The organism is Microbulbifer sp. (assembly GCF_036563125.1).
GTDB lineage: Bacteria > Pseudomonadota > Gammaproteobacteria > Pseudomonadales > Cellvibrionaceae > Microbulbifer.
Window position 1 is genome coordinate 15,566 of record NZ_DATCMV010000021.1, and the last position, 26,987, is coordinate 42,552.

Genomic DNA, 26,987 nt, shown 5'->3' on the forward strand with positions numbered 1-26,987 from the left:
GACGCACAAAATGCGCCCCACCTCAGTGACACCCGGATTCGGAGTTACCTGAATCGGGGGGTGCCAGAAAACAGAAAGCCGCCGCTCAGTGAGCCGCGGCATCCGCAAATTGAAAATCGTTGACCAGGGCCTGCAGGTCGAACACCAGCCAGCGCCCCTGCTGCAACTCGAATTGGCCACTGATCATGGGAGCGAAAGACTCAGCCAGATCCGCCGGCGGCAACTTGCCGAATTCCAGTGCGAGATGCTGCATACCGTGAAGTTCGTCGACGATCAGGCCGACATAGAGTTTGCCCTGCTCCAGCACCAGCACCCGACGGCGCTGGCGCGAATTGGTCAGGTGGCCACCGAAGAACGCAGCAAGATCGACCAGCGGCAAAAGGCGGCCACGCACGTTGGCCACCCCGCGCACCCAGGGCTGAACCCCGGGAATGAAGGTGTACTGGGGGACCTCCAGCAATTCCACCACGTCTTCCATGGCGGCGACGAAACGGTGCCCCAGAATAGAAAATCCGATGCCCGTCCAGTAGGGTTTGACTTCCTGGCGGGCAGGTAGCCCCTTCGCCTGTGCTTTTGCGCGATTGGCAATATCAACCAGCGCCAGATAGGGGGTAAGAGTTGGTTGCACGGACTTTCAACGTCGGCCTCAGGCCAACACCTCCGCGATGGTGCCGAGCAGCTTGCTCTCATCTACAGGCTTGGTCAGGTAGGCGCGCGCGCCCTGGCGCATGCCCCACACACGGTCGGTGTCCTGATCCTTGGTGGTGACAATCACAATGGGAATACCGCTGGTATCACCATTTTTACTGAGCTGGCGGGTAGCCTGGAAGCCGTTCAGGCCGGGCATCACGATATCCATCAGGATGACATCGGGACGCTGCTCACGGGCAACACCGACGCCGGCTTCACCGTTGGTCGCAGTCAGAACCGCGTGGCCGTTCTTTTCCAGAATGGTGGTCAGCTTGTGAGTTTCGGTTGGCGAGTCATCGACGATTAGTACTCTGGCCATCTGTTCCCCCGAGATAGTGTTTCCGCTTTCGGCATCACTCTGATTGCCAGGCGGTTGTTGTTGGCACCAATCGCGCACCAATGCAGACGGCGGCGATCACACACTTTGTTATTCGTAACCGAGCTTCCTGACTACCCCACCATTTAGCGAACGCGCGCGGGCCTCGGAAGTTCAGACACGGTAGTCTACGCGATTTCCGTCGAAAATTTCACACCCGCAACGAGAACCAGTTCTCAGGCTGCATGATGAGGTTTGGCGTGGGCGGAAATCGCACCCAGCAGTTCACTTTTGCTGAACGGTTTGGTGAGGTACTGGTCGCACCCCACCACGCGCCCCTTGGCCTTATCGAACAGGCCGTCCTTACTGGACAACATGATTACCGGCGTGCTGCGGAATTCACTGTTGTTCTTGATCAGAGCGCAAGTCTGATAGCCGTCGAGACGCGGCATCATGATGTCTACAAAAATGATGTCCGGACGTGAATCGGCAATCTTGGCCAGGGCATCGAAGCCATCAGTGGCGGTAACCACCGCACAGCCCGCTTTTTGCAGCAGCGTTTCCGCGGTGCGACGAATGGTTTTACTGTCGTCAATCACCATCACGGTGAGACTTTCCCAGTTGAGCTCCATAGTGTGTTCCCAAGTCCCCTTTACTTATTTTTCAGGCCGGATTTCTTGCTTCCCGACCTAATGTGTAACCTCTTGACGGGGTCCGATCGTCGCTGCGAGTGGCCGCGGCCGGCGGGCGCAGATCAGGGGGAAACTTGTATCACAGATACCACAGTGAATCTAGCGACCGCCGGGGTGTGCAGCCGGCAAAGGCTAAATTGTGAGCAAGAGCGCAATTTCGCCCCGCGACACCGCCACACACAACCTTGCGGAGCTTGCCCGCTACTCTTACCTTAGCGACCTGTAACACTCGGACGCAGATTCCGAATTTTCCGCGGCCGCCAGCACTTCCTCTCGGGCTGGCGCCCGGCCAGCACAGATTCATCACATGGATACCGGTATGAGCCAGACTCTCGGCGTGGTCATGGACCCCATCGCCAACATCACCTACAAAAAAGACACCACCCTCGCCCTGCTGCTGGCGGCCCAGCGTGCGGGCTTTGAATTGCATTATTTTCTGCAATCCGACCTGTATCTCGACAGCGGCAAGCCCATGGGCAATGGCTCGCCACTTCAGGTGTTCGAGGATCCGCAGAACTGGTTCAAACTGGGTGAGCGCAAGCCGGTGCACCTGGGGGATCTCGATGTCATCCTGATGCGTGTCGACCCGCCGTTTGATAACGAGTACATCTACTCCACCTATATTCTTGAAGCGGCCGAACGCTCGGGCACCCTGGTGGCCAACAACCCGCAGTCCCTGCGCGACTGCAATGAAAAGATCTTTGCCACCCACTTCGCCGAGTGCATCCCGCCACTGATCGTCAGCCGCGACATGCAACTGTTGCGCGCCTTCCACGCCGAGCACAAGGACGTCATCTTCAAACCCCTCGACGGCATGGGCGGCACCGGAATCTTTCACGTAAAACCCGACGGCGCCAACCTGGGTGCGATCCTCGAAATGCTGACGGACAACGGCCAGCGCCAGATCATGGGGCAGCGCTATATTCCCGAGATCAAAGACGGCGACAAACGTATTCTGATGGTGGACGGCGAGCCGGTACCCTACTGCTTGGCGCGCATTCCCCTGGCCGGCGAGACCCGTGGCAACCTGGCCGCCGGTGGTCGCGGCGAGGCGCGACCGCTGAGCGAGCGCGACCTGTGGATAGCCCGCAAGGTAGGCCCGACACTGAAGGAAAAAGGCCTGCTGTTTGTCGGCCTCGACGTGATTGGCGAGTACCTCACGGAAGTGAATGTCACCAGCCCCACTTGTGTGCGCGAGATCGACGCCGCCTACGGCACCGACATCGGCGGACTGTTGATGCGCGCGATCACAGACCGACTGGACAAAAAGGGATAAACTGGCGCCTGCCCTATCACGGCACAGACCATCGCAGTCTCCCAACAAAACAGTCGTATAAAGCAGCAGTAAAGCAATAATCACAATGACCGCAGCCGCCAGCCAATCCAAACCCAGCCCGGGCGTCCAGGCGACACCCCCCAGCCAGGGCGACCGTTTCACCTTCGCCCTGTTCCTGGCCTGCGCGCTGCACGCACTGCTCATTTTTGGCGTGGCCTTTACCGCGCCCGAGGCAAAGGAGGCGCCGCCCACCCTCGAGGTAACCCTCGCCCAACACCGTTCGCTGGATGCACCGGAAGACGCCGACTACCTGGCCCAGCACAACCAGCAGGCCAGCGGTACCGCGGAAACCCCGAAAGAACTCTCCAGCGACCGCCACGCAGAGATCGCCGACACCAGTATCCGCCAGGTCAATCCGCTGCCGCAGCAGCAGGCTGCACGCCCGGCGGACCAGTTGCGCCAGCTGATCACCACCATCGGCGACAGCCCCGAGCAGGCGCCGGAGCTACCGGCGGAAGACAAACGCTCTGAAGAAAAGCGCGGCGATGCGCCCAGCGATCTGCCGCCAAGCAACCCCGAGATCGCCAGCCTGCAGGCGCGCCTCGACAAGATCCGTCAGACCATCGCCCAGCGCCCGCGCGTGCGCCGCCTCACCTCGGTTGCCACCAAAGCGTCGGCCGATGCCGCCTATCTGCACGACTGGCGCCAGAAGGTGGAGGCCGTCGGCAATGACAACTTCCCCGAAGAGGCGCTGGCAAAACAGATAACCGGCAACCTGCGCATGATGGTGCGCCTGCTGCCCACCGGCGCAGTTGAGGAAGTGGTGATTCTGGAGTCGTCCGGTGAGCGCATCCTCGACGACGCCGCCCAGCAGATCGTGCGCCTCGCTGCCCCCTTCGCACCGTTCCCACCGGAGATCCGCAAACAGGCCGATCGCCTGGAGATCATCCGTACCTGGCGCTTCGAGATGACCGGGTTTTCCACCGCCGCCGAAGGCCGTTCCGACCGAGGTTGATCCGCGCCCGGAACACCCGAGCAAACTCCGCCTGTTGCGGCGAAACAGCTAAACTAAGCCCCATGCACTTCAAACACCCTGCGAACCTCGACAGCGACCTCACCCACAACAGCCTGCGCGGCCAGTTCCTCATCGCCATGCCCGGCCTGGAGGATCCGCGTTTCAGGCATGCGGTGACATTCATCTGCGAGCACAGCACCGAAGGCACCATGGGTATCGTCATCAACGCGCCCAGCCGCATCACCTGGAGCGAGGTCTTCAGCCAGCTGCAGCTGGACGATGCCAGCCTGCGCGGACAGGAACCGGTGCTGGTGGGTGGGCCGGTGGCGCAGGAGCAGGGATTCGTGCTGCACGGTCGCGGGATGCAATTCGCCTCCACCGCCGAAGTTTCCGACGATATCAGCCTCACCGCCTCCAAGGACATCATTGAATCCCTCGCCGCTGGTCGCGGCCCGGACGATGTGCTGCTGGCCCTGGGCTACGCGGGCTGGGGCCCGGGGCAGCTGGAGCAGGAGATCGCTGAAAACTCGTGGCTGACACTGCCGGCGGAACCTGAAATCCTGTTCGCCACCCCCATGGAGAAGCGCTGGCTCACCGCCGCCGCACGCCACGGCATTGACCTGAGCGGGATCAGCTCCCAGTCCGGCCACGCCTGACAACAAGTTCCCGAGTTAAGTCCCACCAATTTCGCCAACGCCCCAATTCCCATGAGCAAACCCTTTACCGTACTCGCCTTTGACTTCGGCACCAGCTCCATTGGCACCGCCTACGGCCAGAGCCTCACCGGCAGCGCCCGTGAACTCGAGCCCCTGCGCGCGCGCGACGGCCAGCCGGACTGGAACCAGGTGCAGCGCCTGATCGATGAGTGGCAGCCGCGGCTGCTATTGGTGGGCCTGCCGCTCAATATGGACGGCAGCGAGAGCGAGATCGGAGCGCGCGCACGCAAATTCGGCCAGCGCCTGCACGGCCGCCTCGGCCTCCCCGTGGAATACGCCGACGAGCGCCTCAGCACCCGCGCCGCCAAGGAGGAAGCCCGCGGGCGCGGCCACCGCGGTCACTACGCCAGCGACCCGGTGGACTCCATCGCCGCGCGTATCTTTCTCGAGGACTGGCTGCGCCAGTACAGCGCTCAGTAATCCCGCGCACAAACTGGTAGACTTGCGCGCGAATTCTCAACCACGACAGTTCCCGCGCATGTCTGACACCACCATTCACAAGATCCGTATCGCCACCCGCGAGAGTGCCCTCGCCCTGTGGCAGGCCAACTACGTCAAGCAACAGCTGGAGCTGCACCACCCCGAACTCACCGTGGAACTGCTGCCGCTGACCAGCCGTGGCGACCAGCTGCTGGATATCCCGCTGAACAAGGTGGGCGGCAAGGGTCTGTTCGTGAAGGAACTCGAGAAGGCCATGCTCGATGGACTTGCGGATATCGCGGTGCACTCCATGAAAGATGTGCCGATGGAATTCCCCGAGGGCCTGCACCTGCCGGTGATCTGCGAGCGGGAAGACCCCCGCGATGCCTTCGTGAGTAATCGCTATTCCTCTGTGGAGGAACTGCCTCACGGCGCGGTGGTGGGCACATCCAGTCTGCGCCGCCAGTGCCAGCTGCTGGCCGTGCGCCCGGATCTGGAAGTGAAATTCCTGCGCGGCAACGTCAACACCCGCCTGGCCAAGCTCGATGCCGGCGATTACGACGCCATCATCCTCGCCGCTGCCGGCCTGCTGCGGCTGGAAATGCGCGAGCGCATCGCCGCCTATATCGAACCGGAAGTGCTGTTGCCCGCCGGTGGCCAGGGCGCGGTGGGTATTGAGTCCCGCCGTGACCCGGCACTGGAGGCTTTACTCAAACCGTTGCACTGCACCGAGACCAGTACCCGCCTCGCCGCCGAGCGTGCGGTGGTGCGCCGCCTCAATGGCGGCTGTCAGGTACCCATCGGCAGCTACGCGGTGCTCGGTGACAACGGCGGTATGCACCTGCGCGGCCTGGTAGGCAGTCCCGATGGCGCCACCATGCTGCACGCAGAAGTACACGGGGATGCCGCCGACGCCGAAGCCCTCGGTATCCGTCTCGCCGAACAACTGTTGCAGGCCGGCGCCGACAAAATCCTCGCCGATCTTTGATGGCAAAGCGTAAATCGTGACCAACCCACTTGCCGGCCGGCGCATCCTGATCACCCGCCCAGCTCACCAGAGCGGCGGCTTCCGCGATCTGCTGCAGGCGCACGGCGCACAGGTGGACTGTATCCCCCTGCTGGAGATAGCCCCGATCACCGACGGTGAAAGCGCCCAGGCAATCCGCAACCTGGTGATGGACTTCGACCAGTTCGACCACGCCATCTTTGTGTCCCAGAACGCGGTGCAGCATGCCTTCGACTGGCTCGACGACTTCTGGCCGCAACTGCCGCAGGGCCCACGCTATTACGGGATCGGCGCCGCCACCGCCCGCGCCATCCGCGCGCGCGGCGCCGAGCCGCAAAGCAATGGCCTCGAAGCCGAACAAGGCGCCATGGATTCCGAGGCGCTGCTGGCACTCCCCGCGCTACAAAACCCCCGGGGCGAGCGCGTGATCATTTTCCGCGGCCAGGGTGGGCGTACATTGATCGGCGATACCCTGAAAACCCGCGGCGCGCGTCTCGACTACTGCGAGCTGTACCAGCGCCTGCTTCCCGCCGCTGCCACTGAGCAGCTGCGTAACTATGCCCATCTGCCCGACGCCATCGTCGTGCACAGCGGCGAAACCCTGGACAACCTCACCGCGGCACTGGCCAGCAGCAGCCGCCAGCTGTTGTTGGCGTGCCCGCTGGTCTGCCCCAGCGAGCGCGTTGCCATCAGTGCCCGCGAACAGGGTTTTGCCCGCGCCCAGGCCGCCACCAATGCCGGCGACAGCGCCATGCTGGCGGCACTGGAACACACCCTCGCCGGCAACTCCGACGCCAGCAACGTCACTCGTCATTCCTGATTCCGCGCCAGCGTCGGTAAAAAATTTCATTTCCGCGCCAGACTTCGTATAAAGAGCCACTTCAGTCGCTATAATTTGGCGACAAAATTTCTTCCGGCATCCGCGCCGCCTGTGACGTATCCGGCAAAAGCCTGTGCCTTTCGGCGTCCACCCTGAGCAGACGAGTCCATGAGCGATAAAAAAGTCCCGCCTTCTTCCGCTACCGACAACAGCGACCGCGGCAGCACCCCGGACACCAAGGCCGACAAGCAACAAAACATTCCGCTGGTGACCGAAAAGGCCGAACCCAAGGGTGAATCCAAAAGCAATTTCGCCAAGGCCAATACCGGGAAAACAGCAGGCAAAGCAGCCGCACCCAGCGGGGTAAAAAAACGCAGCCCGTGGCGCTGGTTCTGGCTGTTGCTACTGCTGCTGGTTGCCGCCGCAGTCGCTGCCTGGTACCTGGTGCCCGGCGTCCGCCAGCAGGTGAGCCAGCAGTTGCAATCCCTGCCGGTGATCGGCCGGCACTTCGCGGCAGACCCCAGTGGCACGCGCTCCAGTGATACGCAAAACGCATCAGAAGCGAGTAGCGATCAGCAGGCACCACAGGTGCCGATAGATGAAACCAACGCCACAGAACCCACCAACGTATCGCCGGTGCCCGAGCAGCCGGTATTGCAGCCCGACGAGTCCCGCCCAGCAGAGCCCGCTGGCACATCGCCGGTGCCACCTCAGGATCACACTGCGCAGATGATCGCTCAGCTGGGCCAACAGCTGGCGCAACAGAGCCAGACCATCCAGCAACTTGAGCAGCAGCTCGCCGGCCTGCAGCGCAATGTCACGGCCCAAGGCAACCGCCTCAGCCAACTGGGTAATGCCAGCCGTGAAGACTGGCAGCTGGCCGAGGCCGATTACCTGCTGCGACTCGCCAACCAGCGCCTGATGCTGGAGCAGGACAGCCGCGCCGCCCTCGGCCTGCTGCAGGAAGTGGATACCATTGTGCGCGATGTGGACCTGCCGGATCTCTATGGTGTACGCCAGCAGCTCGCGCGCGACATTACCGCGCTGAAGCTCGCGGAACATGTCGACCGCGAAGGCCTCTACCTGCGCCTGCGTGCGCTGGAGGAGCAGATGGTAAACCTGAATATCCAGCCCCAGTTCGACCTCGCCAAGCGCGATGCCGCTGCGGCGCAACATCAGGCGGAGAATAAGGATGTGGGCGAAGACCACTTCCGCTCAAGCTGGGATAATTTCGTCGATTTTCTCAAGGGCTCCGTGCGCATTCGTGACGGCGAGGTGGACCCGGTCCTGCTGTCGCCCCAGAGCGAAACCCGCTTCCGCCAGAGCCTGCGCATGAATATGGAACAGGCAGAACTTGCGGTGCTGCGCGCGGACGACACCGTGTACAAGGACTCCCTCGCCCACGCCCGTCAGCTGCTGCAGGATTACGGTGTGGACAACCCACAACGGCAGGTGATCCTGAGTGAACTGGAAGACCTGAGCCAGCAGAAAGTCACCACGGACCTGCCGAACCTCAGCGCGTCACAAAGCGCCCTGCGCAACTACATCGACCGTATGCACAAGGTCTCCTCGGGGCAATCGCCGGACAGCGATAACGGAGGCAACCAACCGTGAAGCGCTTTTTATTTTTCACGCTGGTGCTGCTGCTGGGCGGCGCGCTGCTGGCCGAGGCGATGCGCTCCTATCCGGGCTACCTGCTGTTGATGGTCGGCGGGGAGTCCGGGAAACGGATAGAGATGAACCTGTGGGTGGCCGTGGGCGGCCTCGCCCTTGGCATCCTCGCGCTGTTCCTGTTTATCTGGCTGCTGCGCAGCATCGCCCGCGTCATCGAGGGCAGCGTCAGTCGTATCCGCTTCGGCCGCAGCCGCACCGCGCGCCGCAGGCTCACCAACGGGCTGGTGGAATATATGGAAGGCAACTGGGCGCGCGCCCGCCGCCTGCTGCTGAAAAGCGCCGCGCGCTCCGATGCACCCATCATCAACTACCTGGCTGCCGCGCGCAGCGCCTTTGAACTGGGTTACCGCGACGAAGCCAACGAGCTGCTGGCGAAAGCGGAAGCCACCGGCGACGACACCCAGCTCGCGGTCGCCATCAGCCAGGCGCGCATGCAATTGCTCGACAAGCACTACGAGCAGTGTATCGCCAGCCTGCAGCGCGCCATGCAGGAAGAACCCAATCACCCTGCGCTGCTGCAACTGCTGCGCCAGGCCTACTACCATATCGGTGAATGGAACGGCCTGCGCGAGCTGCTGCCGCGACTGGAAAAGCACGGCACCATGCCCGAATCGCAGCTGCAGCAGCTGGAGCTCGAGGTGTATCAGAACCTGTTGCGCGACGCTGCCAATCGCGGAGACACGGAGAGGCTGCGGGAAACCTGGCAGAGCCTCAACGGTCGCTGGCAGCGCAATATCGAACTGCGCAACCTCTACGGTGAAATGCTGCACAAGGTTGGCGACGATCTGGAAGCGGAAAAACAGCTGCGCTGGATTCTGAACCGCGAATGGCGCGGGGACACAGTGCGGCTTTACGGGTTGCTTACCGGTGCCGACGCCAACCAGCAACTGGGCGTCGCCGACGGCTGGCAAAAAGAGTACGGCGAGAATGCCGATCTGCTCACCTGCCTGGGCCGTCTGTGCCTGCGCAATGAGATCTGGGGCAAGGCCCGGCAGTATTTTGAAAAGAGCCTGTTGCTGCGCGCCGATCCCGCTACCTCGGCAGAACTGGCGCGACTGCTGTATGCCCTCGGCGAAAAAGACCAGGCGGCACGTCTCTACGAGCAGGGGTTACTGCAAGCGGTATCTGACCTGCCACGATTGCCTCTGCCGGATCAGAGTACGGGCATGCTCAGTGCGGGCACACTCTGAGCAGCATGCTTGCGCCTGCGACCTGCTAACGGAAAATAAATGATGAATCGAAAAGCGCTGCGCGCATGCTTAGGCGCGCTCTGCACCGTTGCCGTTTTTCTGCCGCAGCTGCCCCTCGCGGCTGCCGCGGAGAATTACCAGATTCAGCCCCGGGACGCCCTGCTTAGCAATTACCCCTACCCTTATCCTGTAAAATTTCTCCCGCTGCCGAGCCAGCAACCTGTGGAAAACGGCCACGACGAGAAATTGCGCATGGCTTACATGGACATAGAGCCGAATACGGCAGACAAGCCGCCGCTAGGTACCGCCCTACTACTCCACGGAAAAAATTTTTCCGGCGCCTACTGGCAATCCACCATTCAAGCCCTCAGCGACCGGGGATACCGCGTTATCGTCCCGGACCAGATCGGATTCGGCAAATCCAGCAAGCCACTGGGTTTCCAGTTCAGCTTTCAGGCACTCGCACAACATACCAATGCACTGCTCGAGCACCTGGACATCAACAAGGTACACGTAGCTGGCCACTCCATGGGGGGTATGCTCGCGGCACGCTTTGCGCTGATGTATCCGCAGAGTGTGGAAAAACTGATTCTGATCAACCCGATCGGTCTGGAAGACTGGAAAAAGGTCGTACCCTACCAGCCCATTGAAGAAGCGATTGCCGCGGAGAAAAGGCAGACACCGGAGATGGTCAAAGGTTACATGACCCAGGCCTACTTCGATGGCAAATGGAAACCCGAGTACAACCCCCTGCTGGACATTCAGGGCGGATGGACGATTGGCGCGGATGCGGAAAAAATTGCGGTTATTGACGCGCGCACATCAGACATGGTGTTTACTCAGCCGGTGGTGTATGAATTTCCCGACATCAACGCACCGACGCTGCTAATTATTGGCACCCGCGACAAGACCGCTATCGGTCGCAACCGCGCACCGGCATCAGCGCAACCGCAACTCGGCCGTTATGATCTGCTGGGAAAAAGTGCCGCCGAAAAAATCCCGCAGGCAAAACTGGTGGAGCTGGAAAACGTCGGTCATGTGCCGCAGTACGAAGCCTTCGACCGTTACATCAAGGCGATGACGGAATTTCTGCAAAGTAACGGATAAACCAGTCAGCGGTAGAATACGGCCAGCCAGACGGTGGGCCGCAGGGGGTCCGTCCAGCTGACCCGATGCTTGCAGTGGGCGGGGATATTCAGGCAATCACCTTGTGCAAGAGTGACCTCCCGCCACGATGGCGCAACATTTCCAGCGGTAGACTGCTCAATCTGAAGCCGTGCGGTTCCCGCGAGCACCAGCACCCACTCGTGTTCAGCCTGGTCGTACCATTCCCCATCCGGCGTCACCTGTCCTCTGGAAACAATACGCTCCACCCTGACATGAGCGCCCTCCACAATACTGTCAAACACCTCCCCCTGTGTTGCGTCCGGAAGCATCGACAGGACATTGGTGACAACGCATTTCATGGATTCAGGAACCGCTCAGGCAGCCAATTAACCCGACTTGCCGCCGGGGCCGGCAAAAAACCATGCGATCAAACCGATCACTGGCAGAATCAACACGATCAGTACCCAGATAAGTTTCTTCAGCCCACTCGCGGAGCTTTGTAGAATTTTGATGATGGCGTAGATATCCGCAATAAAAATCAGTAAGCCCAACAAACCTTCCACAGGAACCTCCTATTTCATTTACAGAATTTGCGAGTATGTTTTCGGCCCATCAATTGAGCTTGAAGGCCTCTGCAACCTCTAACCGATACCGCACGACACAGGGTTATTGAAAGCGCTGATTAACCGACCAGCTATTTAGGTGTGCGTTTTTACACTTGAAGGCAGCACGACGAAATCATCGGTTTTCTCAAGCGAATTCATCGCTGCCAACAGCGCTGGAGGTGGTGCAATTAATTTCCGTTCATTCAGATCAAGCCATCCGCCCGCACTTGTGACGCGCGCGCTCAGCTTACCATCGGGACGGATGACCTCATGACGGAGTAGAAAACGACTGCCGTCGTCTGCATGTCCAGCGAGCGTGTAAGTCACCGTAATTTGTTGCTGCAGACCGACTTCCTTGAAGTATTCAACTTCATCTTTCATGACAACCGGACCAATCTTCAGACGGAAAAACTCTTCCATCGGAAACCCGTGTTCCATGAGATACATTTGGCGCACATCCGCGGCTTTGTCGAGATACGCGGTGTTCCGCATATGGGAGTTGAAATCCATGTCACCCCAACCAGCATACAGCGTCTTGGTGTACATATTACTGCTCCGTAGCCGGAGGGGGTGGCATTTCGCGAGAGACTGGTATGCCTATCAACTGGAGCTTTTAGGCTTAGAGTAGAGCAACGACATAAGCACCAGCATCAGGCCAATCCCGGCACTAATGACAAAACCACCCCAAAAATCTGAACTCAAACCAAAGGCAAAATTACCATTGTCGCCGTTCAAAATTATTTGACTTAAAACGGCGGTAAGCAGTCCCAGAACGGTAACCAAAGTGGCGATAGACGATTTTTTCATGTTGTGTGCTTCCTGGTCCTTGGAATATTCGCTGAAATATAACAGTTTTATTCATTGATGAGTGTTTATATACACGCCATAGCTGCATATTGATGCCGGCATATAAACACTCACACTTCCCTATGTCGCTTCTATTCCGAAGCTCCGATATGAATTACAAGCCAAGCTTGTTCCAGATTTCATCAATTCGCTGTGTGACTTGCGGATCTTTGACGATCGGTCTGCCCCACTCGCGGGTGGTTTCCCCCTCCCATTTATTGGTGGCGTCAAAGCCGATTTTTGAGCCGAGCCCGGATACCGGCGAGGCGAAGTCGAGATAGTCGATGGGGGTATTTTCCACCATAACGGTGTCACGGGCCGGGTCCATCCTGGTCGTCATGGCCCAGATCACATCTTTCCAATCCCGCGCGTTTACATCGTCATCGGTGACGATAACAAACTTGGTGTACATAAATTGCCGCAGGAAAGACCACACGCCCATCATCACGCGCTTGGCGTGGCCGGGGTACTGCTTCTTCATGGTGACTACCGCAAGGCGGTAGGAGCAGCCTTCCGGGGGCAGATAAAAATCGACGATTTCCGGGAACTGCTTGCGCAGGATGGGCACGAACACCTCGTTGAGCGCCTCCCCCAGCACCGCGGGCTCATCCGGTGGGCGGCCGGTATAGGTGCTGTGGTAAATGGGGTCTTTGCGATGGGTGATTTTTTCCACGGTGAATACCGGGAAGCTGTCTACCTCATTGTAATAACCGGTGTGGTCACCGTAGGGCCCCTCATCGGCCATATCCTCCGGGTAGATAAAGCCTTCCAGTACATATTCGGCGCTGGCAGGCACCTGCAGGTTGCTGAGCTTCGCTTCCGCAACTTCGGTTTTGCCACCGCGCAGAAGTCCCGCGAACGCGTATTCGGAAAGGGTGTCCGGTACCGGGGTAACCGCACCGAGGATAGTGGCAGGATCGGCACCGAGGGCAACGGCAACGGGAAAGGGCTCACCGGGAAACTTCATCTGCCAGTCGCGGAAGTCCAGCGCACCACCACGGTGGGAAAGCCAGCGCATGATCAGGCGATTCTTGCCGATCAGCTGCATACGGTAGATACCGAGGTTCTGGCGCTTCTTCTCCGGCCCGCGGGTGATGACCAGGGGCCAGGTAACCAGCGGTGCGGCATCTCCCGGCCAACAGGTCTGGATTGGCAGGCGAGCCAGGTCAATGTCATCGCTATCCAGCTCGATTTCCTGGCAGTCCGCCTTGCTGACCACCTTCGGCCCCATATTCATGACTTGCTTGAAGATGGGGAGTTTTTCCCATGCGTCCCTGAATCCTTCCGGGGGCTGCGGCTCCTTCAGAAACGCGAGTAGTTCACCCACCTCCCTGAGCTCGCTGACCGATTCGCGACCCATACCGAGGGCAACGCGCTCGGACGTGCCGAACAGGTTGGCGAGTACCGGGGTATCGTAGCCGGTGGGGTTTTCAAACAGCAGGGCGGGACCGCCAGCGCGCAATACGCGATCGGCAATTTCGGTCATTTCCAGATGAGGGCTGACAGGGTGTTTGATGCGTTTCAGCAATCCGCGCTTTTCCAGCAAGCGGATAAAGTCGCGCAGGTCTTTGTATTTCATGTTTTACCGGTAGACCAGAAAATTCAGCGGGCAGTGTAAAACAGTCGCGAGCAAATGGGGAAAAATGGAAAAGCGGGGAACAAACGAGAGCAGACCGTCGTACCGGAGAGGTAGGACGAAGAGGCTGGAGGGGGATTTGAACAACCCGCAGCACTAGCTGCGGGCTGCCGAGCATCTAAGCGATAACTTAGAAGCGGGGACGACGCGGGCGGTCACCGCCACGGTTGTCTTCGCGCGGCTTGGCTTCATTAACACGGATGTTACGGCCAGACAGCGGCTGGTCATTCATTCCTTCGATAGCCTTACGCGCTTCGTCGTCGTTCGGCATTTCTACGAAACCAAAACCTTTAGAACGGCCAGTTTCCCGGTCAGTGATTACAGTAGCCCGGGAGATTTCACCGAACGCACCGAAAGCTTGGTGCAGATCGTCAGAGGTTACGCCGTAGGCCAGATTTCCGATATAGATATTCACAAAAAAGTCTCACTAGAGGTAAGTGGGCTGTCGAGCATTCACAATTGGATAACCAGCTCCACCACGTTATCCAGTTGAGATTGGTCTGGGTTCAGCCGACTTCCCAGCCGCCTGTGACCAATTCGGGTGGCGTAAACATTGGTCATTTACGCCGCAATGCTGGCCTTTATATGCCTAACGCCCTGCCATTTCAACAGGAATCGGCGTAATTACCCGCCTCATTCGTCGCATTGCAAAAATAATCTAAACGATACAAAAAAGGCCGACGCAAACCGTCGGCCTTTATTCTGTATAGGATTTATTTCCGTTTCATGGACAGGAAGAACTCGTCGTTGGTCTTGAAGTCCTTCAGTTTGTCGATCAGGAACTCGGTGGCGGCAAGGTCTTCCATATCGTGCAGCAGCTTGCGCAGAATCCAGACCCGCTGCATCTCGCCTTCCGGCATCAGCAGCTCTTCGCGGCGGGTGCCGGAGCGGCGCACATTGATGGCCGGGTAGACGCGCTTCTCGGCGATCTTGCGGTCCAGCTGCAGCTCCATGTTACCGGTACCCTTGAACTCCTCGAAGATAACCTCGTCCATCTTGGATCCGGTATCCACCAGCGCGGTGGCGATGATGGAGAGGCTGCCGCCCTCCTCGATATTGCGCGCTGCACCAAAGAAGCGCTTCGGGCGCTCCAGGGCGTGGGCGTCCACACCACCGGTCAGCACCTTGCCGGAACTTGGCACCGTGGTGTTGTAGGCGCGAGCCAGACGGGTGATGGAGTCCAGCAGGATCACCACGTCCTTCTTGTGTTCCACCAGGCGCTTGGCCTTCTCGATGACCATCTCCGCAACCTGCACGTGGCGGGCCGGCGGCTCATCGAAGGTAGACGCTACCACCTCACCGCGCACCGAGCGCTGCATCTCGGTAACCTCTTCCGGACGCTCATCGATCAGCAGGACGATCAGGTGGCACTCCGGATTGTTGCGGGTGATGGCCTGGGCCATGTTCTGCAACATGATGGTTTTACCGGCCTTGGGCGGCGCCACGATCAGGCCGCGCTGGCCTTTGCCGATGGGAGCGATCAGGTCGATGATACGGCCGATGAGGTCTTCGGAGGAGCCGTTTCCGCACTCGAGGGTGAGGCGGTCATTGGGAAACAGTGGCGTGAGGTTTTCGAAAAGAATCTTGTTGCGGGCGTTTTCCGGCTTGTCGAAATTGATATCGCTGACTTTCAGCAGGGCAAAATAGCGCTCACCTTCTTTGGGGGGGCGAATCTTGCCGGAAATGGAGTCGCCGGTACGGAGGTTGAAACGGCGAATCTGGCTGGGGGAAACATAGATATCATCGGGGCCGGCGAGGTAGGAAGAGTCGGCCGAGCGCAGGAAACCAAATCCATCCTGAAGAATTTCCAATACACCCTCGCCGTAGATGTCTTCACCGCTTTTGGCGTGGCGCTTGAGGATATTGAAAATGATGTCCTGTTTGCGCGAGCGGGCGAGGTTCTCGAGCCCCATGCCCTTGGCAATTTCAATCAGTTCTTCAATGGGTTTTGTTTTTAATTCAGAAAGATTCATACCAATTGCTTTATAGAGGTTTCTGCTATCCGTTGGCGCGGACACGCCGGATGTTTCTGCGGAGGGAGTTGAAAGTTCGATGTTGGTGTTGCCCGTAAAGACCTGCCGACGGACTGGCTGACCGCACGCAATTCATCACTCTTCGGAAAACGGATTACCGCTCACATTGGCACGCTTGATATGGCAAAGGCGCCAGGGGGTGGGTCGTTCAACTTGAGGAGTATGCGCCGGAGAGGCTGGATCGACAGCGGGGTTGGCGACTTGGCTCAGATTTGGACTGAACTGTTAACTTGATTACTAGGCAGTATAACGGCAGTTCGGCATCCTGCAAGGCCTATTTCATCGACCCGGGGCGCCTGTTATTGGCGCTTCACGCGCCGTAAACGGCCATAAACGACACGGGGCGCACAAGGCGCCCCGGGACCAGGGATCTGACGAGGAATCAGATCTGGCTGTCGATAAACTCGGTCAGCTGTGCACGGGACAGGGCGCCCACCTTGGTGCCCTCCACATTACCGCCCTTGAACAGCAGCAGGGTGGGGATGCCGCGCACGTTGTACTTGGCCGCCGCTTCCTTGTTGGAGTCCACGTCCACTTTGACGATTTTCAGTTTCTCGCCGTAGTGACCGGCCAGGTCTTCCAGAACCGGCGCGATCATCTTGCAGGGGCCGCACCACTGGGCCCAGAAGTCCACCAGTACCGGACCTTCGGCCTTGAGTACTTCGGCTTCAAATTCTGCATCTGTGACGTTGACGATATTCGCGCTCATAGTGGTTTCCTGTGGTTCTGTATTCTTCGGGCTCGGGGGCCTCGTCGGCAGACATGATAAGTAGCGCCTGCAGGCCCCGCAAGGCAAATGGGCTCGCCACCATTGGCATTTCGCCATAACAGTTGGCATTTGCCTCTATCTGGGGACCAACCATGCAATTTTCAAGGCCGCTCGATGGCCGGTCAGCCTGCCGGTAAAAAGCGCTGCAGGATCTCGTCCACATAGTCATAACCAAATGCGGTGGTAGCGATACGGGATTCCAGCGGGACCACCAGCTCCATCGCCTCCAGCCGCTGCCACTCCCGCGCCAGCGCCGACAGCGGCAGCCCGGTATAGGCGGCGAAGGACTCCGCGGGCACGCCCTCGACCAGGCGCAGCGCGTTCATCAGGAACTCCAGCGGTCGCTCCTCCACCGCCACTTCGGCGACCCTGGGCAGCGGAAAATCGAGGCCGCCCTCGCCGACCGCACAACCGAGCGCGAGGTAATCACGCGGGGTACGGGTGCGCTGGGTCCGGATAATGCGGCCGCTGTCCGGCAGGGTGAACTTGCCGTGGGCGCCGGCGCCAATGCCGATATAGTCGGCAAATGACCAGTAGTTCAGGTTGTGCAGTGAAGCGAGGCCGGCGCGACTGTAAGCGGAGACCTCATAGCGGCCATAGCCCTGCTCCGCCAGATACGCCCTGCCCGCCTGCTGGATAGCTGCGATCTCCTCAGAACCGGGGGTGACCGGGGGTGCCGAGTAAAACGCGGTATTGGGTTCGATCGTTAGCTGATACCAGGAGATGTGCTCAACCCCCAGGTCCACCGCGCGCTGCAAGTCCCGCAGTGCATCGGTCTGCGACTGCCCCGGCAGGCCGTGCATCAGGTCGATGTTGATATTGTCGAAGCCCGCGCTGCAGGCCTGGGTAGCGGCAGTTTCCGCCTCGGGCCCGGTGTGGATGCGCCCCAGGTTCTGCAGCTGCAGCGGGTCGAAACTCTGCACACCAATGGACAGGCGATTGACCCCGGCACTGTGGTAGCCGGCAAACTTGGCCTGCTCGAAGGTGCCAGGATTGGCCTCCAGGGTAATTTCGATCCCCTCTGTGAAGCCCACCAGGGATTCCGCCAGATCCAGAATCCGCCCGATGGCCGCCGGCGAAAACAGGCTTGGCGTACCGCCGCCGAAAAAGATTGAACCCAGTTTGCGCCCCTGTACCCATGGCAGCTGGCTGCGCAGATCGCGCTCCAGCTGGTCCACATAGTCCACCTCTGGCAACTGATCACCGCTGGGCTCGGCGCCAGCGGCGATATGGGTCGCCACATGGGAGTTGAAGTCACAGTAGGGGCATTTGCGCACGCACCAGGGGATGTGCACGTAGAGGCTGAGTGGGGGCAGTCGCAGGGGCAGTAAATCGTTGGCCATGGGCATCACTCAGAACAGCGTCTTGCCGGAGCCCGCAGGGTGCTGCTGTTCCGGTAACACCATTTCCTCGTGCCACAGCTGCTCAAACTTTTTCACCGCCCGGGCACGATGGCTGAGACGATTCTTTACCTCTCGCGGCAGCTGTGCCGAGGTCAGTTTTTCCGAGGGAACATAGAACAACGGGTCGTAACCAAATCCCTGGTCACCCGCCAGATGATTCAGGATCAGGCCCTGCCAGCGCGCGGTACACACCAGCGGCACAGGGTCTTCCGGCGTACGCACAAACGCGAGCGCGCAGTGGAAGCTGGCAGTGCGCAATTCTGCCGGCACGCCTTCCAGCGCCTGCAACAACTTGCGATTGTTGTCGGCATCGCTGGCACCCTCACCCGCGTAGCGCGCGGAGTAGATACCCGGCGCGCCGCCGAGCGCATCCACCGCGAGTCCGGAATCATCCGCCAGCGCCGGCAGGCCACTGGCGCGACTGGCGTGGCGCGCCTTGATCAGCGCATTTTCGATGAAGCTGAGGCCGGTCTCCGCCGCCTCCTCGCTAACAAAATCCGACTGCGGCAACACCGCGATCTGCCAGCCCGCAAACAACTGGGAAAACTCTTTCAACTTGCCGGCGTTGCCGCTGGCGAGGACGATCTTATCCATGGGGGCTTTCTATTTCAGGTACTAGCATCAGAATCCGAAAACATCGGAATTGGGCGTCGGCAAACGCAAACAGCGAGCGCAACAGGCCCGCTGTGATGGGATTCAGCGCCAATCAGTTTTTGTGCAGCTGACGGCGGAAGGTAAGTTGCTGGGAACTGCCGTCGGGCAATACCAGGTCGATATTGAAGGTGAGACTCTCTTCATTTTCAAACCGGAAAGGAGCCAGATAATACACGGCCTCCTGATCGCGAATCTCCTGGAATTCCAGCGCCCGCGACTGCTGGATCAGATTGGTGGCATTACCGGAAACGCCCGCGCTGGTCCCCTGAAGCTCGCCCTTTTTACTCACGGAAATATTCACGAAAGCGCGGTCGCGGGCACGCACCAGATTGTAGAGTCGCGCGATATCCGGTGAGATGAAATCGCTGTTGAACACCGAATAGGTAACCCGGTATTCACCGAAATCCTGAAAGTTTTCGATGACCTTGGCACCCTGCGCCGCCGCTGTGGCTGCCCACAACAGCATGGCGATGGAGATAAATGCAGCATACAGACGTTTCACAGCGTCCTCCTATGATTCCCGTGTATTGCTCTTGTGCTAATCGCCACCACAACGGGACCGCTAAAGATCTTGCAGTGACGTGTTATACAACCTTCTGCCAACAATATTAGCGAGTCAGATGGTAAATCGCCGTTTCACCGAACAGATTCGGTAAAAAATCCTTCAAAACCCCGGAAACCGTGGACTCGGAGACCACCTGCCGGTGCTGGATCTGCCAGTTGCGTTCGCGGCACAGCACTTCAAAATCCCTGAAAGTACAAAAGTGAATATTCGGCGTGTCGTACCATTCAAATGGCAATAAATCCGACACCGGCATGCGCCCGGAAAACGCCAGGTGCCAGCGCGCCTTCCACTGACCGAAGTTGGGGAAGGTAATGATGCACTCGCGCCCCACCCGCAGCATTTCCTCCACCACCAGGTGTGGGGAGCGCAGCGTCTGCAGGGCCTGGGTCATCACCACGGTATCAAAGCTCTGGTCGGCGAAATTCGCGAGCCCCTTGTCGAGGTTCTGCTCCACCACATTCACGCCGCGCTCGACACACTTCTGGATCTGTACCGGATCGATTTCCAACCCGTATCCGCTCACCTGTTTTTGTTTTGCCAGCTGCGCCAGCAGTTCGCCGTCACCACAGCCGAGATCCAGCACGCGGGCCTTGGGTGCAACCCAATCGGCAATTATTGCCAGGTCCTTGCGCGTCATGCGGTCACCTCCGCGCTGCACTCGCTGGCAACGTTGTTCATGTAGGCGGCAAACACTTTTTCATAGCGCTCGTTGGGCAGCAGGAAGGCATCGTGCCCCATGGGAGACTCCACCTCTGCGTAGGTGACCGGCACATTGGCGTGCATCAGCGCATCGGCGATTTCCCGCGAACGCTCTGGCGCAAAGCGCCAGTCGGAGGTGAACGAAACCAGCAGGAATTTACAGCGCGCATGGGAAAACGCTGCTACCGGATCGTCCCCGTACTCCCGCGCCAGATCAAAATAATCCAGCGCACGGGTCATCAGGATATAGGTGTTCGGGTCGAAACTGCCGGAGAAGGAATCGCCCTGGTAACGCAGGTAACTCTGCACCTGGAATTCCACCAGCTCCTCAACGCCCTGCTCGAAAGTGCCGGAGCGCAGCTCGCGGCCGAATTTTTTACCGAGGCCGTCGTCGGACAGATAGGTGATATGCCCGATCATGCGCGCCACCGCCAGGCCGTGGCGCGGCAGGGTATTTTCTTCCAGATAGCGGCCGTCGCGGAAATCCGGGTCGGAGGTGATCGCCTGGCGCGCGGTCTCGTTGAACGCAATATTCTGCGCGGACAGCTTCATCGCCGAGGCGATCACCACACAGTGGCGCAGGCGCTCGGGATATTCCAGCGACCAGCGCATCGCCTGCATACCGCCGAGACTGCCGCCCACCACCGCAGCCCACTGCTGGATACCCAGCAGATCCGCCAGCTGCGCCTGGCTGTGGACCCAGTCGCGCGCGCGCAGCGGCGGAAAATCCGGGCCCCAGGGCTTGCCGGTGGCGGGGTTGATAGATGCGGGGCCGGTGGAGCCATGACAGCCGCCGAGATTGTTCAGCGCCACCACAAAGAATTTATTCGTGTCGATGGGTTTACCGGGGCCGATGTAGTGATCCCACCAGCCCGGGCGCTTGTCACTTTCGCTGTGGTAACCGGCAGCATGGTGGTGCCCGGAAAGCGCATGGCAGATCAGCACCCCGTTGCTTTTATCGGCGTTCAGGGTCCCGTAGGTTTCATACATCAGGGTGTATTCGTCGAGTACGCGGCCGCAGGCCAGTTTGAACGGCCCGGGAAAGGTATGGCTTTGCGGCTCGACGATGCCGACCGAATCGGCCGGGATTCCCGAACGGGGAGATTGCGCTTCCGTGGTCAAAATCTTTCGCATGTGGTTGCTTGGCGGGGCGCCAAGTTTACGGAAGGAGGCGGCGTGAGTACACCGCCCCGGTCAGCACTTTAATTACACGGTGGCGGGCGCCTTTAGTGGCGTCACGTTGTTGGTCACCGTCGCCACCGGCGCCGGTGCAATGGGCTGCGGCGCGACCTGGGTCTGCTTGAGCAGGTCCTCCAGATCACCCAGCGCACTGTGGTTGCGCAACAGCTCTTCCTCCAGCGCGCGCAGGTCGGTGCGTTTGCTCTGGGTCTTTTGCTTCAGCTCCGTCAGTTTGATCAGGTGGCGGTTCAGCAGGTGCTTCTGGTACTGCACATGCTGCTTCAGCGGCTCCAGCACCTGTTCCAGCCAACCATCCACCGCGGCAATCATCTGGCTGTATACCCGCCCCACCTCGTTCGCCAGCGTCGCCACAAAGCGCTCGGTCAGGCGGTTGCGACGGGCCAGCAGCAGCTGCGGTGAGCGGCGCAGCTGCGCCGCCTGCCGGTGCAGACCGCGCAGCGCCGCGCGGAAACCGGCGATATCGAAATGGTGCTCGGCGGAAATGACGTTGCTCAGGCTGGAGCGGTCGTAGACCGCATCCACAAGGCGATTGGCCTGATCCACCTCGCGCTCGAGATTGGACAACTGGTGCTCCACCCCGCCCATAAAACCGTCGATGGCGCGCGCCAGTCCCAGCGGCGACCAGCGTTCGTTCAGTGCACGACGGGTCTCCTCGATCAATTGCTGCAGCTGCTGGCTGGATATCGGCGCCAGCAGTGAGGCGCGCTGGCGTGCCAGCATGCGCTGGCTGGATTTGAGCGTCAGCAATTCCTGGTGGCAGTACTTGTGCTGCTCCTTGGCGGTCTGATGCAACTGCTTCAGTTCTTCCACCTGCTCCGGGCTGGTAGCGCCGTGGCGTTTCAAATGCTCCAGGGTGGCGCGACCGCTGTTCAAACGGCGCTTCAGCAGATCGCGGGTATCCGCCATCAACATCAGAGCCTGGTGCAGCGAGCGGTGGTTGGCCACCTTTTCCCGGTGATCCATCAGACGCTGCACCAGCAGCACTTCGAATTCGCCAAAGCGGCTCTGCTTCAGCAGCGCCGGATCGCGTTGGGCACGAGCCAGCAGCGCCTTCTTGGCGGATACTCCGACCACGCTTTCCTGCGGCAGATCCAGCAGTTTGCTCACCTCGGCGCGCATCTTGCGCACCAACTGCTCGCAATCCTCGTCCGGATCGTCCCACAGCACATCAATCTTGTTCAGCAGTGCCATTACCGCCGTGCCGCGGTGCTGCTTGAGCGGCACCAGGTGGGTTTCCCACATATTCAGGTCGGTGCCACTCACCCCTGCGTCGGCAGAAAGCAGGAAAGCCACGGCCTGGGCGCCGGGCAGGGTAGACAGGGTCAGCTCCGGTTCGTTGCCCAGCGCATTCAACCCCGGAGTGTCGATGATGCGCAGGCCCTGGGCCAGCAGCGGGTGCGGCAGAGAGATGAGCGCGTAGCGCCAGGCGGGAATCTGTACCAGATTGCCGTTGCCATCCAGGTGGCGGCGATCAAAGCCGTAGCGAGCGGCCTCTTCCGGGGTCACCGCCTTGGTCGCGGCCACTCTCATCAGCGCCTCGCGGGTGGCCTCAGCATCGTCCGGATCAAAATCGAAATTCACCCACTTCTGCGGAATGCGGCGGAAACTCTCGAGGCTGGTGTTGGTGGCGAGCGTCTCGATGGGCAGCAGGCGCACGGACGCCTGCTCGCTGCCATCGCTGAAGATTTCTGTGGGACACATGGTGGTGCGACCCGGGCGCGACGGCAGTAGTCGCTTGCCATAGGTGTGGGACAGCAGCGCGTTGATCAGTTCGGTCTTGCCGCGGGAAAACTCCCCTACCAGCGCCACGGTGAACTGGTCATCCACTAGCAGCTGGCGGGCCTGCTGGACCACCTGGCGGGCGCCGGCGGAGTTGGGAAAATGCTCCTCCAGCCAGAAGCTGAAACGCTTGAACTGACTGTCGAGCCCCTTTTTCCACCGGTCGTAATCGGCAATGTGCTGGCGCAAGGTCGCATCTTCCATGTTTGGAGTTCTTATTGTTACTACTTACAGATTTGCATGCCATTTTCCAGCATGCAGACGGCGAGCGAAACCCCATTGCGAGGGTTTCGCGAACTGGTTGGAAACGCAGGATTGGAATTGGCAGGAAAGTCAGATGGGAGCCGGCCTGTCCGACTCCCGGGACCAATCAGAACGGAATGTGCCAGAACAGGTTATACACGAGCTGTGGCATCTGGGCGCTGCGCGCGAACCCCATCAACAGCTTGTCCGCCACCGTGAGCAGGATAAACACGAAAATCGGGCTGATATCGATCACCCCCAGCGGCGGGATGATTTTGCGCACCGGCGCGTACACCGGTTCCAGCAGCTGGCGCAGCAACATCAGGGCGGGATTGCTGCTGTGGGGCGCAACCCAGCTGACCACGATGGAAATCAGCATGCCGACGAACAGAATCGCAATCAGCGTCATCAGGCAGCCGAGCAGGGACCACAACAGCGCCGACAGCGGATTCAGCAGGCCGGCGCCGGCGAGGAAGCCCGCGCCCATGATCATTACCCAACCCACCAGCAAAGCCAGCACAACCGAGGCCATATCGATGCCGAAGAACCCGGGGACCAACTTGCGCAGCGGGCGCAGCAGCGGATTGGTGACTTTAACGATGCCCTGGGAGATCGGGTTGTAAAAATCCGCCCGCGCCAGCTGCAGCATAAAGCGCAGGATGACCGCAAACAGGAACAGGATACCGAGGGTGGCGAGAATGAATACGCCGATATTGCTGAAGGTACTGACCATCAAAAGTCCTTTTAGTTATCCAGTTCTTTCGCCATTTCCGCCGCGCGTGCGGCACAGTCACTCATGGCCTGTTCGACCAGCTCGGGCAGCCCACCGTCCTGAAAGCGCTTGATCGCGCGCTCGGTGGTGCCGTTCGGGGACATGACATTGCGCTTCAGTTGCGCCACATCGATGTCGCTGGCCACCGCAAGTTTCGCCGCGCCCAGTGCGGTTTGCAAGGTAAGACGCGCTGCGTCGGTGCGGTTCATACCAGCCTTCTCGGCAGCATCGATCATGGATTCCATAAACTGGAAATAATAGGCCGGGCCGGAGCCGGACACGGCGATCACCTGGTCGATGCCGGATTCTTCATCCACCCACAGCGCAATACCCACGGCGTCCGCCATCTGGGTGGCGACAGACTTGTGCTCACTGGTGACCCCGTCGCCCGCATACAGGCCGGTAACCCCGGTGCCAACCAATGCCGGTGTATTCGGCATGGCGCGGATGATGGGCACCCCGGCACCCAGCCAGCGCTGATAGGCCGCGAGCGGGATACCCGCCGCCAGCGTGATAATCAGGGGTTTGCGAGCACTCACATCCGCGGCGATGGTCTCGCACAGTTCTTTCATCACCTGCGGTTTGACGGAAAGCACGATGACATCGGCATTGCGGATGGCGGTGAGATTGTCGGTGCTGCCGCGCACCCCGGTACGCGCGACAAAATCCCTGAGCTTCTGCTCGTCGCGCCCGGTGGCGACGATGTTGTCGGCCGGATAGCCGCTCGCCACCAGCCCGCCGATGACCGCGCCGGCCATATTGCCCGCACCGCCGATAAAGACCATTTTGTATTCAGACATCGCTAGCTCCTGGTAATTCTGTCTGCACCTTGCGCAATCCGCGCGGCTAGTTTCTCGCGCCAAATATGTCGGTACCGATGCGAACAATCGTGGCGCCGCTAAAGATCGCCGCCTCCATATCACCGGACATCCCCATGGACAGGGTATCCAGTGGCTGCTCCGGCAGCTGTGTTTTCAGCGCCTCAAGCAGCGTCGCCAGTTGCCGGAACGGAATCCGCTGGTCCTCGCTGGCACCGCGCGGTGCCGGAATTGCCATCAGTCCGCGCAGCCTCAGGTTCGGCAGGCCCGCCACCGCTGCTGCCAGCGCCGGCAATTCTTCGGGGGCGACGCCCGACTTGCTCTCTTCAGCGTCTATATTCACCTGCAGGCAGATATTCAGCGGCGGCATATCCGCCGGGCGCTGTTCGGACAGGCGCCTGGCGACCTTGAGACGATCCACCGTGTGCAGCCAGTCAAAGTGCGCCGCCACATCCCGGGTCTTGTTCGACTGCAGCGGGCCGATGAAATGCCACACAATATCCAGGTCCGTCAGTTCTGCCTGTTTGTCCAGCGCTTCCTGCAGGTAGTTTTCGCCAAAGTGGCGCTGGCCAGCCGCATAGGCGGCGCGCAAATCCGCCGCCGGGCGGGTTTTCGACACCGCCAGCAGAGTGACGGCATCCGCCGGCCGCTCACAAAATCGACAGGCTGTGACGATTCGCTCAGTCACAGAATTGAGGTTCTCGACAATCGACCCTCTCAACCCTTTACGCATATACTGGAACCCAAATTTTGCTCGGCGGGCATTCTATGCGCTCACTGCCCCCGCGTCATATCGACAAGAGTAAGTTAAGAGAACAATAAAGGTAGCAGTATGGACATTACAGAACTCCTCGCCTTCAGCGCCAAGCAGAACGCTTCCGACTTGCATCTCTCTGCCGGCCTGCCGCCAATGATCCGGGTCGACGGTGACGTCCGCCGCATCAACCTGCCGCCCATGGAACACAAGCAGGTACACGGCCTGATCTACGAGATCATGAACGACAAGCAGCGCAAGGATTACGAGGAGTTCCTGGAAACCGACTTCTCCTTCGAAGTCCCGGGTGTCGCCCGCTTCCGTGTGAACGCGTTCAACCACAACCGCGGTGCCGGCGCCGTGTTCCGTACCATTCCCTCCAAGGTACTCACCATGGAAGACCTGGGGATGGGCCAGGTGTTCAAGCAGATCTCCGACACCCCCCGCGGCCTGGTACTGGTCACCGGCCCCACCGGTTCCGGTAAGTCCACCACCCTGGCGGCGATGATCGACTACATCAACGACAACAAGTACGAACACATCCTCACCATTGAGGACCCGATCGAATTCGTACACGAGTCGAAAAAATGCCTGGTGAACCAGCGGGAAGTCCACCGCGACACCCACGGCTTCTCCGAAGCCTTGCGCTCCGCACTGCGTGAAGACCCGGACATCATCCTCGTGGGCGAGATGCGCGACCTCGAGACCATCCGTCTGGCACTCACTGCCGCGGAGACCGGCCACCTGGTATTCGGCACCCTGCACACCACCTCCGCCGCCAAAACCATCGACCGTGTGGTGGACGTATTCCCGGCGCAGGAAAAAGCCATGGTGCGCTCCATGTTGTCGGAATCCCTGCAGGCGGTCATCTCCCAGACCCTGCTGAAGCGCAACGGCGGCGGCCGCGTGGCGGCCCACGAAATCATGCGCGGCACCCCGGCGATCCGTAACCTGATCCGCGAAGACAAAATCGCGCAGATGTACTCCGCCATCCAGACCGGCGCCAGTGTCGGCATGCAGACCATGGACCAGTGCCTGCAGGACCTGGTGGAAAAACGCATCGTCAGTCGCGAAGTCGCGCGTGAAAAAGCGAAGATGCCGGAGAATTTCTAAGGGATCTATCCAAGGCACTTAGGAAACTGGATCCCGGCTCCGGGCCGGGATGACGGACAAGTTGCTATTCAGCTGACGCAGTATCAAAACTTGAATTGAAGGTTGGGTACCGGGGGCGGGTTTTCAGGATCGTCGCAAACAGGATGTTTGCGCCGAAGCGCCCAGGGATGGGTTCA

Annotated in this window: 30 protein-coding genes; 10 read left to right on the plus strand and 20 right to left on the minus strand. The window is 60.0% G+C overall.

Annotated features, from left to right (window positions below; genetic code table 11):
- Positions 1–85: 85 nt before the first annotated feature.
- The 3 genes from VIL80_RS01345 to pilG all read right to left on the minus strand — a co-directional run bounded on the left by VIL80_RS01345 (position 86) and on the right by pilG (position 1,638).
- Positions 86–628, minus strand: coding sequence for a chemotaxis protein CheW (locus tag VIL80_RS01345; protein ID WP_332034370.1), 543 nt, complete (start codon positions 626–628; stop codon positions 86–88).
- Between the two features lie 18 nt (positions 629–646).
- Positions 647–1,009 carry a twitching motility response regulator PilH gene (pilH, locus tag VIL80_RS01350; protein ID WP_332034371.1) on the minus strand — a complete coding sequence of 121 codons (363 nt, stop codon included), beginning with the start codon at positions 1,007–1,009 and terminating at the stop codon, positions 647–649.
- A gap of 233 nt (positions 1,010–1,242) precedes the next feature.
- The gene (gene pilG, locus VIL80_RS01355) at positions 1,243–1,638 is read right to left on the minus strand and encodes a twitching motility response regulator PilG (RefSeq protein WP_318955590.1); all 396 of its coding nucleotides are present in this window, start codon (positions 1,636–1,638) and stop codon (positions 1,243–1,245) included.
- Positions 1,639–2,017: 379 nt separating this feature from the next.
- Here pilG and gshB point away from each other — a divergent pair, with 379 nt between their 5' ends.
- From gshB to VIL80_RS01400, 9 genes are all read left to right on the plus strand, one after another.
- Positions 2,018–2,974 (plus strand): glutathione synthase, encoded by a 957-nt coding sequence (gshB, locus tag VIL80_RS01360; RefSeq protein WP_332034372.1) that lies wholly within the window; start codon positions 2,018–2,020, stop codon positions 2,972–2,974.
- Positions 2,975–3,059: 85 nt separating this feature from the next.
- The gene (locus tag VIL80_RS01365) at positions 3,060–3,989 is read left to right on the plus strand and encodes an energy transducer TonB (RefSeq protein WP_332034373.1); all 930 of its coding nucleotides are present in this window, start codon (positions 3,060–3,062) and stop codon (positions 3,987–3,989) included.
- Between the two features lie 62 nt (positions 3,990–4,051).
- Positions 4,052–4,645: a YqgE/AlgH family protein gene (locus tag VIL80_RS01370; RefSeq protein WP_332034374.1), complete on the plus strand. Its 594-nt coding sequence runs from the start codon at positions 4,052–4,054 to the stop codon at positions 4,643–4,645.
- Between the two features lie 51 nt (positions 4,646–4,696).
- Positions 4,697–5,125, plus strand: coding sequence for a Holliday junction resolvase RuvX (ruvX, locus tag VIL80_RS01375; RefSeq protein ID WP_318955594.1), 429 nt, complete (start codon positions 4,697–4,699; stop codon positions 5,123–5,125).
- A gap of 58 nt (positions 5,126–5,183) precedes the next feature.
- The gene (hemC, locus tag VIL80_RS01380) at positions 5,184–6,113 is read left to right on the plus strand and encodes a hydroxymethylbilane synthase (protein WP_332034375.1); all 930 of its coding nucleotides are present in this window, start codon (positions 5,184–5,186) and stop codon (positions 6,111–6,113) included.
- A gap of 16 nt (positions 6,114–6,129) precedes the next feature.
- A complete protein-coding gene (locus VIL80_RS01385) occupies positions 6,130–6,951 on the plus strand; it encodes a uroporphyrinogen-III synthase (RefSeq protein ID WP_332034376.1) in 822 nt (273 codons plus the stop codon).
- Between the two features lie 168 nt (positions 6,952–7,119).
- Positions 7,120–8,565: a uroporphyrinogen-III C-methyltransferase gene (locus VIL80_RS01390; RefSeq protein ID WP_332034377.1), complete on the plus strand. Its 1,446-nt coding sequence runs from the start codon at positions 7,120–7,122 to the stop codon at positions 8,563–8,565.
- A complete protein-coding gene (locus VIL80_RS01395) occupies positions 8,562–9,815 on the plus strand; it encodes a heme biosynthesis HemY N-terminal domain-containing protein (RefSeq protein WP_332034378.1) in 1,254 nt (417 codons plus the stop codon). The genes VIL80_RS01390 and VIL80_RS01395 overlap by 4 nt, the downstream gene beginning before the upstream one ends.
- A gap of 39 nt (positions 9,816–9,854) precedes the next feature.
- Complete coding sequence (locus VIL80_RS01400) at positions 9,855–10,922, plus strand: alpha/beta fold hydrolase (RefSeq protein WP_332034379.1); 1,068 nt, start codon at positions 9,855–9,857, stop codon at positions 10,920–10,922.
- Positions 10,923–10,927: 5 nt separating this feature from the next.
- On the opposite strand, the gene VIL80_RS01405 is transcribed toward VIL80_RS01400, so the two are convergent.
- From VIL80_RS01405 to VIL80_RS01485, 17 genes are all read right to left on the minus strand, one after another.
- The gene (locus VIL80_RS01405; protein ID WP_332034380.1) at positions 10,928–11,281 is read right to left on the minus strand and encodes a cupin domain-containing protein; all 354 of its coding nucleotides are present in this window, start codon (positions 11,279–11,281) and stop codon (positions 10,928–10,930) included.
- A 27-nt stretch (positions 11,282–11,308) separates the two neighbouring features.
- The gene (locus VIL80_RS01410) at positions 11,309–11,485 is read right to left on the minus strand and encodes a PLDc N-terminal domain-containing protein (RefSeq protein WP_332034381.1); all 177 of its coding nucleotides are present in this window, start codon (positions 11,483–11,485) and stop codon (positions 11,309–11,311) included.
- A gap of 135 nt (positions 11,486–11,620) precedes the next feature.
- Complete coding sequence (locus tag VIL80_RS01415) at positions 11,621–12,073, minus strand: thioesterase family protein (RefSeq protein WP_332034382.1); 453 nt, start codon at positions 12,071–12,073, stop codon at positions 11,621–11,623.
- Positions 12,074–12,127: 54 nt separating this feature from the next.
- On the minus strand, positions 12,128–12,334 hold the full coding sequence (locus tag VIL80_RS01420) for a hypothetical protein (RefSeq protein WP_332034383.1): 207 nt from the start codon (positions 12,332–12,334) through the stop codon (positions 12,128–12,130).
- Between the two features lie 154 nt (positions 12,335–12,488).
- The gene (ubiD, locus tag VIL80_RS01425) at positions 12,489–13,952 is read right to left on the minus strand and encodes a 4-hydroxy-3-polyprenylbenzoate decarboxylase (protein ID WP_332034384.1); all 1,464 of its coding nucleotides are present in this window, start codon (positions 13,950–13,952) and stop codon (positions 12,489–12,491) included.
- A gap of 187 nt (positions 13,953–14,139) precedes the next feature.
- Complete coding sequence (rbp, locus tag VIL80_RS01430) at positions 14,140–14,424, minus strand: RNA-binding regulator (RefSeq protein WP_318955604.1); 285 nt, start codon at positions 14,422–14,424, stop codon at positions 14,140–14,142.
- A 298-nt stretch (positions 14,425–14,722) separates the two neighbouring features.
- Complete coding sequence (rho, locus tag VIL80_RS01435) at positions 14,723–15,982, minus strand: transcription termination factor Rho (RefSeq protein WP_105102741.1); 1,260 nt, start codon at positions 15,980–15,982, stop codon at positions 14,723–14,725.
- A gap of 442 nt (positions 15,983–16,424) precedes the next feature.
- Positions 16,425–16,751, minus strand: coding sequence for a thioredoxin TrxA (trxA, locus tag VIL80_RS01440; RefSeq protein WP_318955605.1), 327 nt, complete (start codon positions 16,749–16,751; stop codon positions 16,425–16,427).
- Between the two features lie 182 nt (positions 16,752–16,933).
- Positions 16,934–18,160, minus strand: coding sequence for a radical SAM family heme chaperone HemW (gene hemW, locus VIL80_RS01445; protein ID WP_332034405.1), 1,227 nt, complete (start codon positions 18,158–18,160; stop codon positions 16,934–16,936).
- Between the two features lie 3 nt (positions 18,161–18,163).
- Positions 18,164–18,808 (minus strand): RdgB/HAM1 family non-canonical purine NTP pyrophosphatase, encoded by a 645-nt coding sequence (gene rdgB / locus VIL80_RS01450; RefSeq protein ID WP_332034385.1) that lies wholly within the window; start codon positions 18,806–18,808, stop codon positions 18,164–18,166.
- Between the two features lie 112 nt (positions 18,809–18,920).
- Positions 18,921–19,370, minus strand: coding sequence for a DUF4426 domain-containing protein (locus tag VIL80_RS01455; RefSeq protein WP_332034386.1), 450 nt, complete (start codon positions 19,368–19,370; stop codon positions 18,921–18,923).
- Positions 19,371–19,476: 106 nt separating this feature from the next.
- Positions 19,477–20,070, minus strand: a complete 594-nt coding sequence (metW, locus tag VIL80_RS01460) for a methionine biosynthesis protein MetW (RefSeq protein ID WP_332034387.1) — start codon at positions 20,068–20,070, stop codon at positions 19,477–19,479.
- Complete coding sequence (gene metX, locus VIL80_RS01465; protein ID WP_332034388.1) at positions 20,067–21,266, minus strand: homoserine O-succinyltransferase MetX; 1,200 nt, start codon at positions 21,264–21,266, stop codon at positions 20,067–20,069. Before metX ends, metW begins: the two co-directional genes overlap by 4 nt.
- A gap of 72 nt (positions 21,267–21,338) precedes the next feature.
- A complete protein-coding gene (locus VIL80_RS01470; RefSeq protein ID WP_332034389.1) occupies positions 21,339–23,315 on the minus strand; it encodes a dynamin family protein in 1,977 nt (658 codons plus the stop codon).
- 166 nt (positions 23,316–23,481) lie between these two features.
- Positions 23,482–24,087, minus strand: coding sequence for a YggT family protein (locus VIL80_RS01475; protein ID WP_332034390.1), 606 nt, complete (start codon positions 24,085–24,087; stop codon positions 23,482–23,484).
- 11 nt (positions 24,088–24,098) lie between these two features.
- Positions 24,099–24,926, minus strand: coding sequence for a pyrroline-5-carboxylate reductase (gene proC, locus VIL80_RS01480; protein WP_332034391.1), 828 nt, complete (start codon positions 24,924–24,926; stop codon positions 24,099–24,101).
- Positions 24,927–24,972: 46 nt separating this feature from the next.
- Positions 24,973–25,677: a YggS family pyridoxal phosphate-dependent enzyme gene (locus VIL80_RS01485; protein WP_332034392.1), complete on the minus strand. Its 705-nt coding sequence runs from the start codon at positions 25,675–25,677 to the stop codon at positions 24,973–24,975.
- A 99-nt stretch (positions 25,678–25,776) separates the two neighbouring features.
- Between VIL80_RS01485 and VIL80_RS01490 the strand changes: the two genes are divergently transcribed.
- On the plus strand, positions 25,777–26,811 hold the full coding sequence (locus VIL80_RS01490) for a type IV pilus twitching motility protein PilT (RefSeq protein WP_332034393.1): 1,035 nt from the start codon (positions 25,777–25,779) through the stop codon (positions 26,809–26,811).
- The last annotated feature ends 176 nt before the right edge of the window (positions 26,812–26,987 follow it).

Bases quoted from the DNA above. Each gene is read 5' to 3' on its own strand.
- VIL80_RS01370 (WP_332034374.1), top strand. From the start codon at position 4,052: ATGCACTTCAAACACCCTGCGAACCTCGACAGCGACCTCACCCACAAC.
- VIL80_RS01470 (WP_332034389.1), bottom strand. From the start codon at position 23,315: ATGGAAGATGCGACCTTGCGCCAGCACATTGCCGATTACGACCGGTGG.
- proC (WP_332034391.1), bottom strand. From the start codon at position 24,926: ATGTCTGAATACAAAATGGTCTTTATCGGCGGTGCGGGCAATATGGCC.
- ubiD (WP_332034384.1), bottom strand. From the start codon at position 13,952: ATGAAATACAAAGACCTGCGCGACTTTATCCGCTTGCTGGAAAAGCGC.
- VIL80_RS01420 (WP_332034383.1), bottom strand. From the start codon at position 12,334: ATGAAAAAATCGTCTATCGCCACTTTGGTTACCGTTCTGGGACTGCTT.
- VIL80_RS01400 (WP_332034379.1), top strand. From the start codon at position 9,855: ATGATGAATCGAAAAGCGCTGCGCGCATGCTTAGGCGCGCTCTGCACC.
- VIL80_RS01475 (WP_332034390.1), bottom strand. From the start codon at position 24,087: ATGGTCAGTACCTTCAGCAATATCGGCGTATTCATTCTCGCCACCCTC.
- pilH (WP_332034371.1), bottom strand. From the start codon at position 1,009: ATGGCCAGAGTACTAATCGTCGATGACTCGCCAACCGAAACTCACAAG.
- VIL80_RS01490 (WP_332034393.1), top strand. From the start codon at position 25,777: ATGGACATTACAGAACTCCTCGCCTTCAGCGCCAAGCAGAACGCTTCC.
- VIL80_RS01415 (WP_332034382.1), bottom strand. From the start codon at position 12,073: ATGTACACCAAGACGCTGTATGCTGGTTGGGGTGACATGGATTTCAAC.
- rho (WP_105102741.1), bottom strand. From the start codon at position 15,982: ATGAATCTTTCTGAATTAAAAACAAAACCCATTGAAGAACTGATTGAA.
- hemW (WP_332034405.1), bottom strand. From the start codon at position 18,160: ATGCCCATGGCCAACGATTTACTGCCCCTGCGACTGCCCCCACTCAGC.
- VIL80_RS01390 (WP_332034377.1), top strand. From the start codon at position 7,120: ATGAGCGATAAAAAAGTCCCGCCTTCTTCCGCTACCGACAACAGCGAC.
- metX (WP_332034388.1), bottom strand. From the start codon at position 21,266: ATGCGAAAGATTTTGACCACGGAAGCGCAATCTCCCCGTTCGGGAATC.
- VIL80_RS01365 (WP_332034373.1), top strand. From the start codon at position 3,060: ATGACCGCAGCCGCCAGCCAATCCAAACCCAGCCCGGGCGTCCAGGCG.
- rdgB (WP_332034385.1), bottom strand. From the start codon at position 18,808: ATGGATAAGATCGTCCTCGCCAGCGGCAACGCCGGCAAGTTGAAAGAG.
- gshB (WP_332034372.1), top strand. From the start codon at position 2,018: ATGAGCCAGACTCTCGGCGTGGTCATGGACCCCATCGCCAACATCACC.
- ruvX (WP_318955594.1), top strand. From the start codon at position 4,697: ATGAGCAAACCCTTTACCGTACTCGCCTTTGACTTCGGCACCAGCTCC.
- pilG (WP_318955590.1), bottom strand. From the start codon at position 1,638: ATGGAGCTCAACTGGGAAAGTCTCACCGTGATGGTGATTGACGACAGT.
- trxA (WP_318955605.1), bottom strand. From the start codon at position 16,751: ATGAGCGCGAATATCGTCAACGTCACAGATGCAGAATTTGAAGCCGAA.
- hemC (WP_332034375.1), top strand. From the start codon at position 5,184: ATGTCTGACACCACCATTCACAAGATCCGTATCGCCACCCGCGAGAGT.
- metW (WP_332034387.1), bottom strand. From the start codon at position 20,070: ATGACGCGCAAGGACCTGGCAATAATTGCCGATTGGGTTGCACCCAAG.
- VIL80_RS01485 (WP_332034392.1), bottom strand. From the start codon at position 25,677: ATGCGTAAAGGGTTGAGAGGGTCGATTGTCGAGAACCTCAATTCTGTG.
- VIL80_RS01405 (WP_332034380.1), bottom strand. From the start codon at position 11,281: ATGAAATGCGTTGTCACCAATGTCCTGTCGATGCTTCCGGACGCAACA.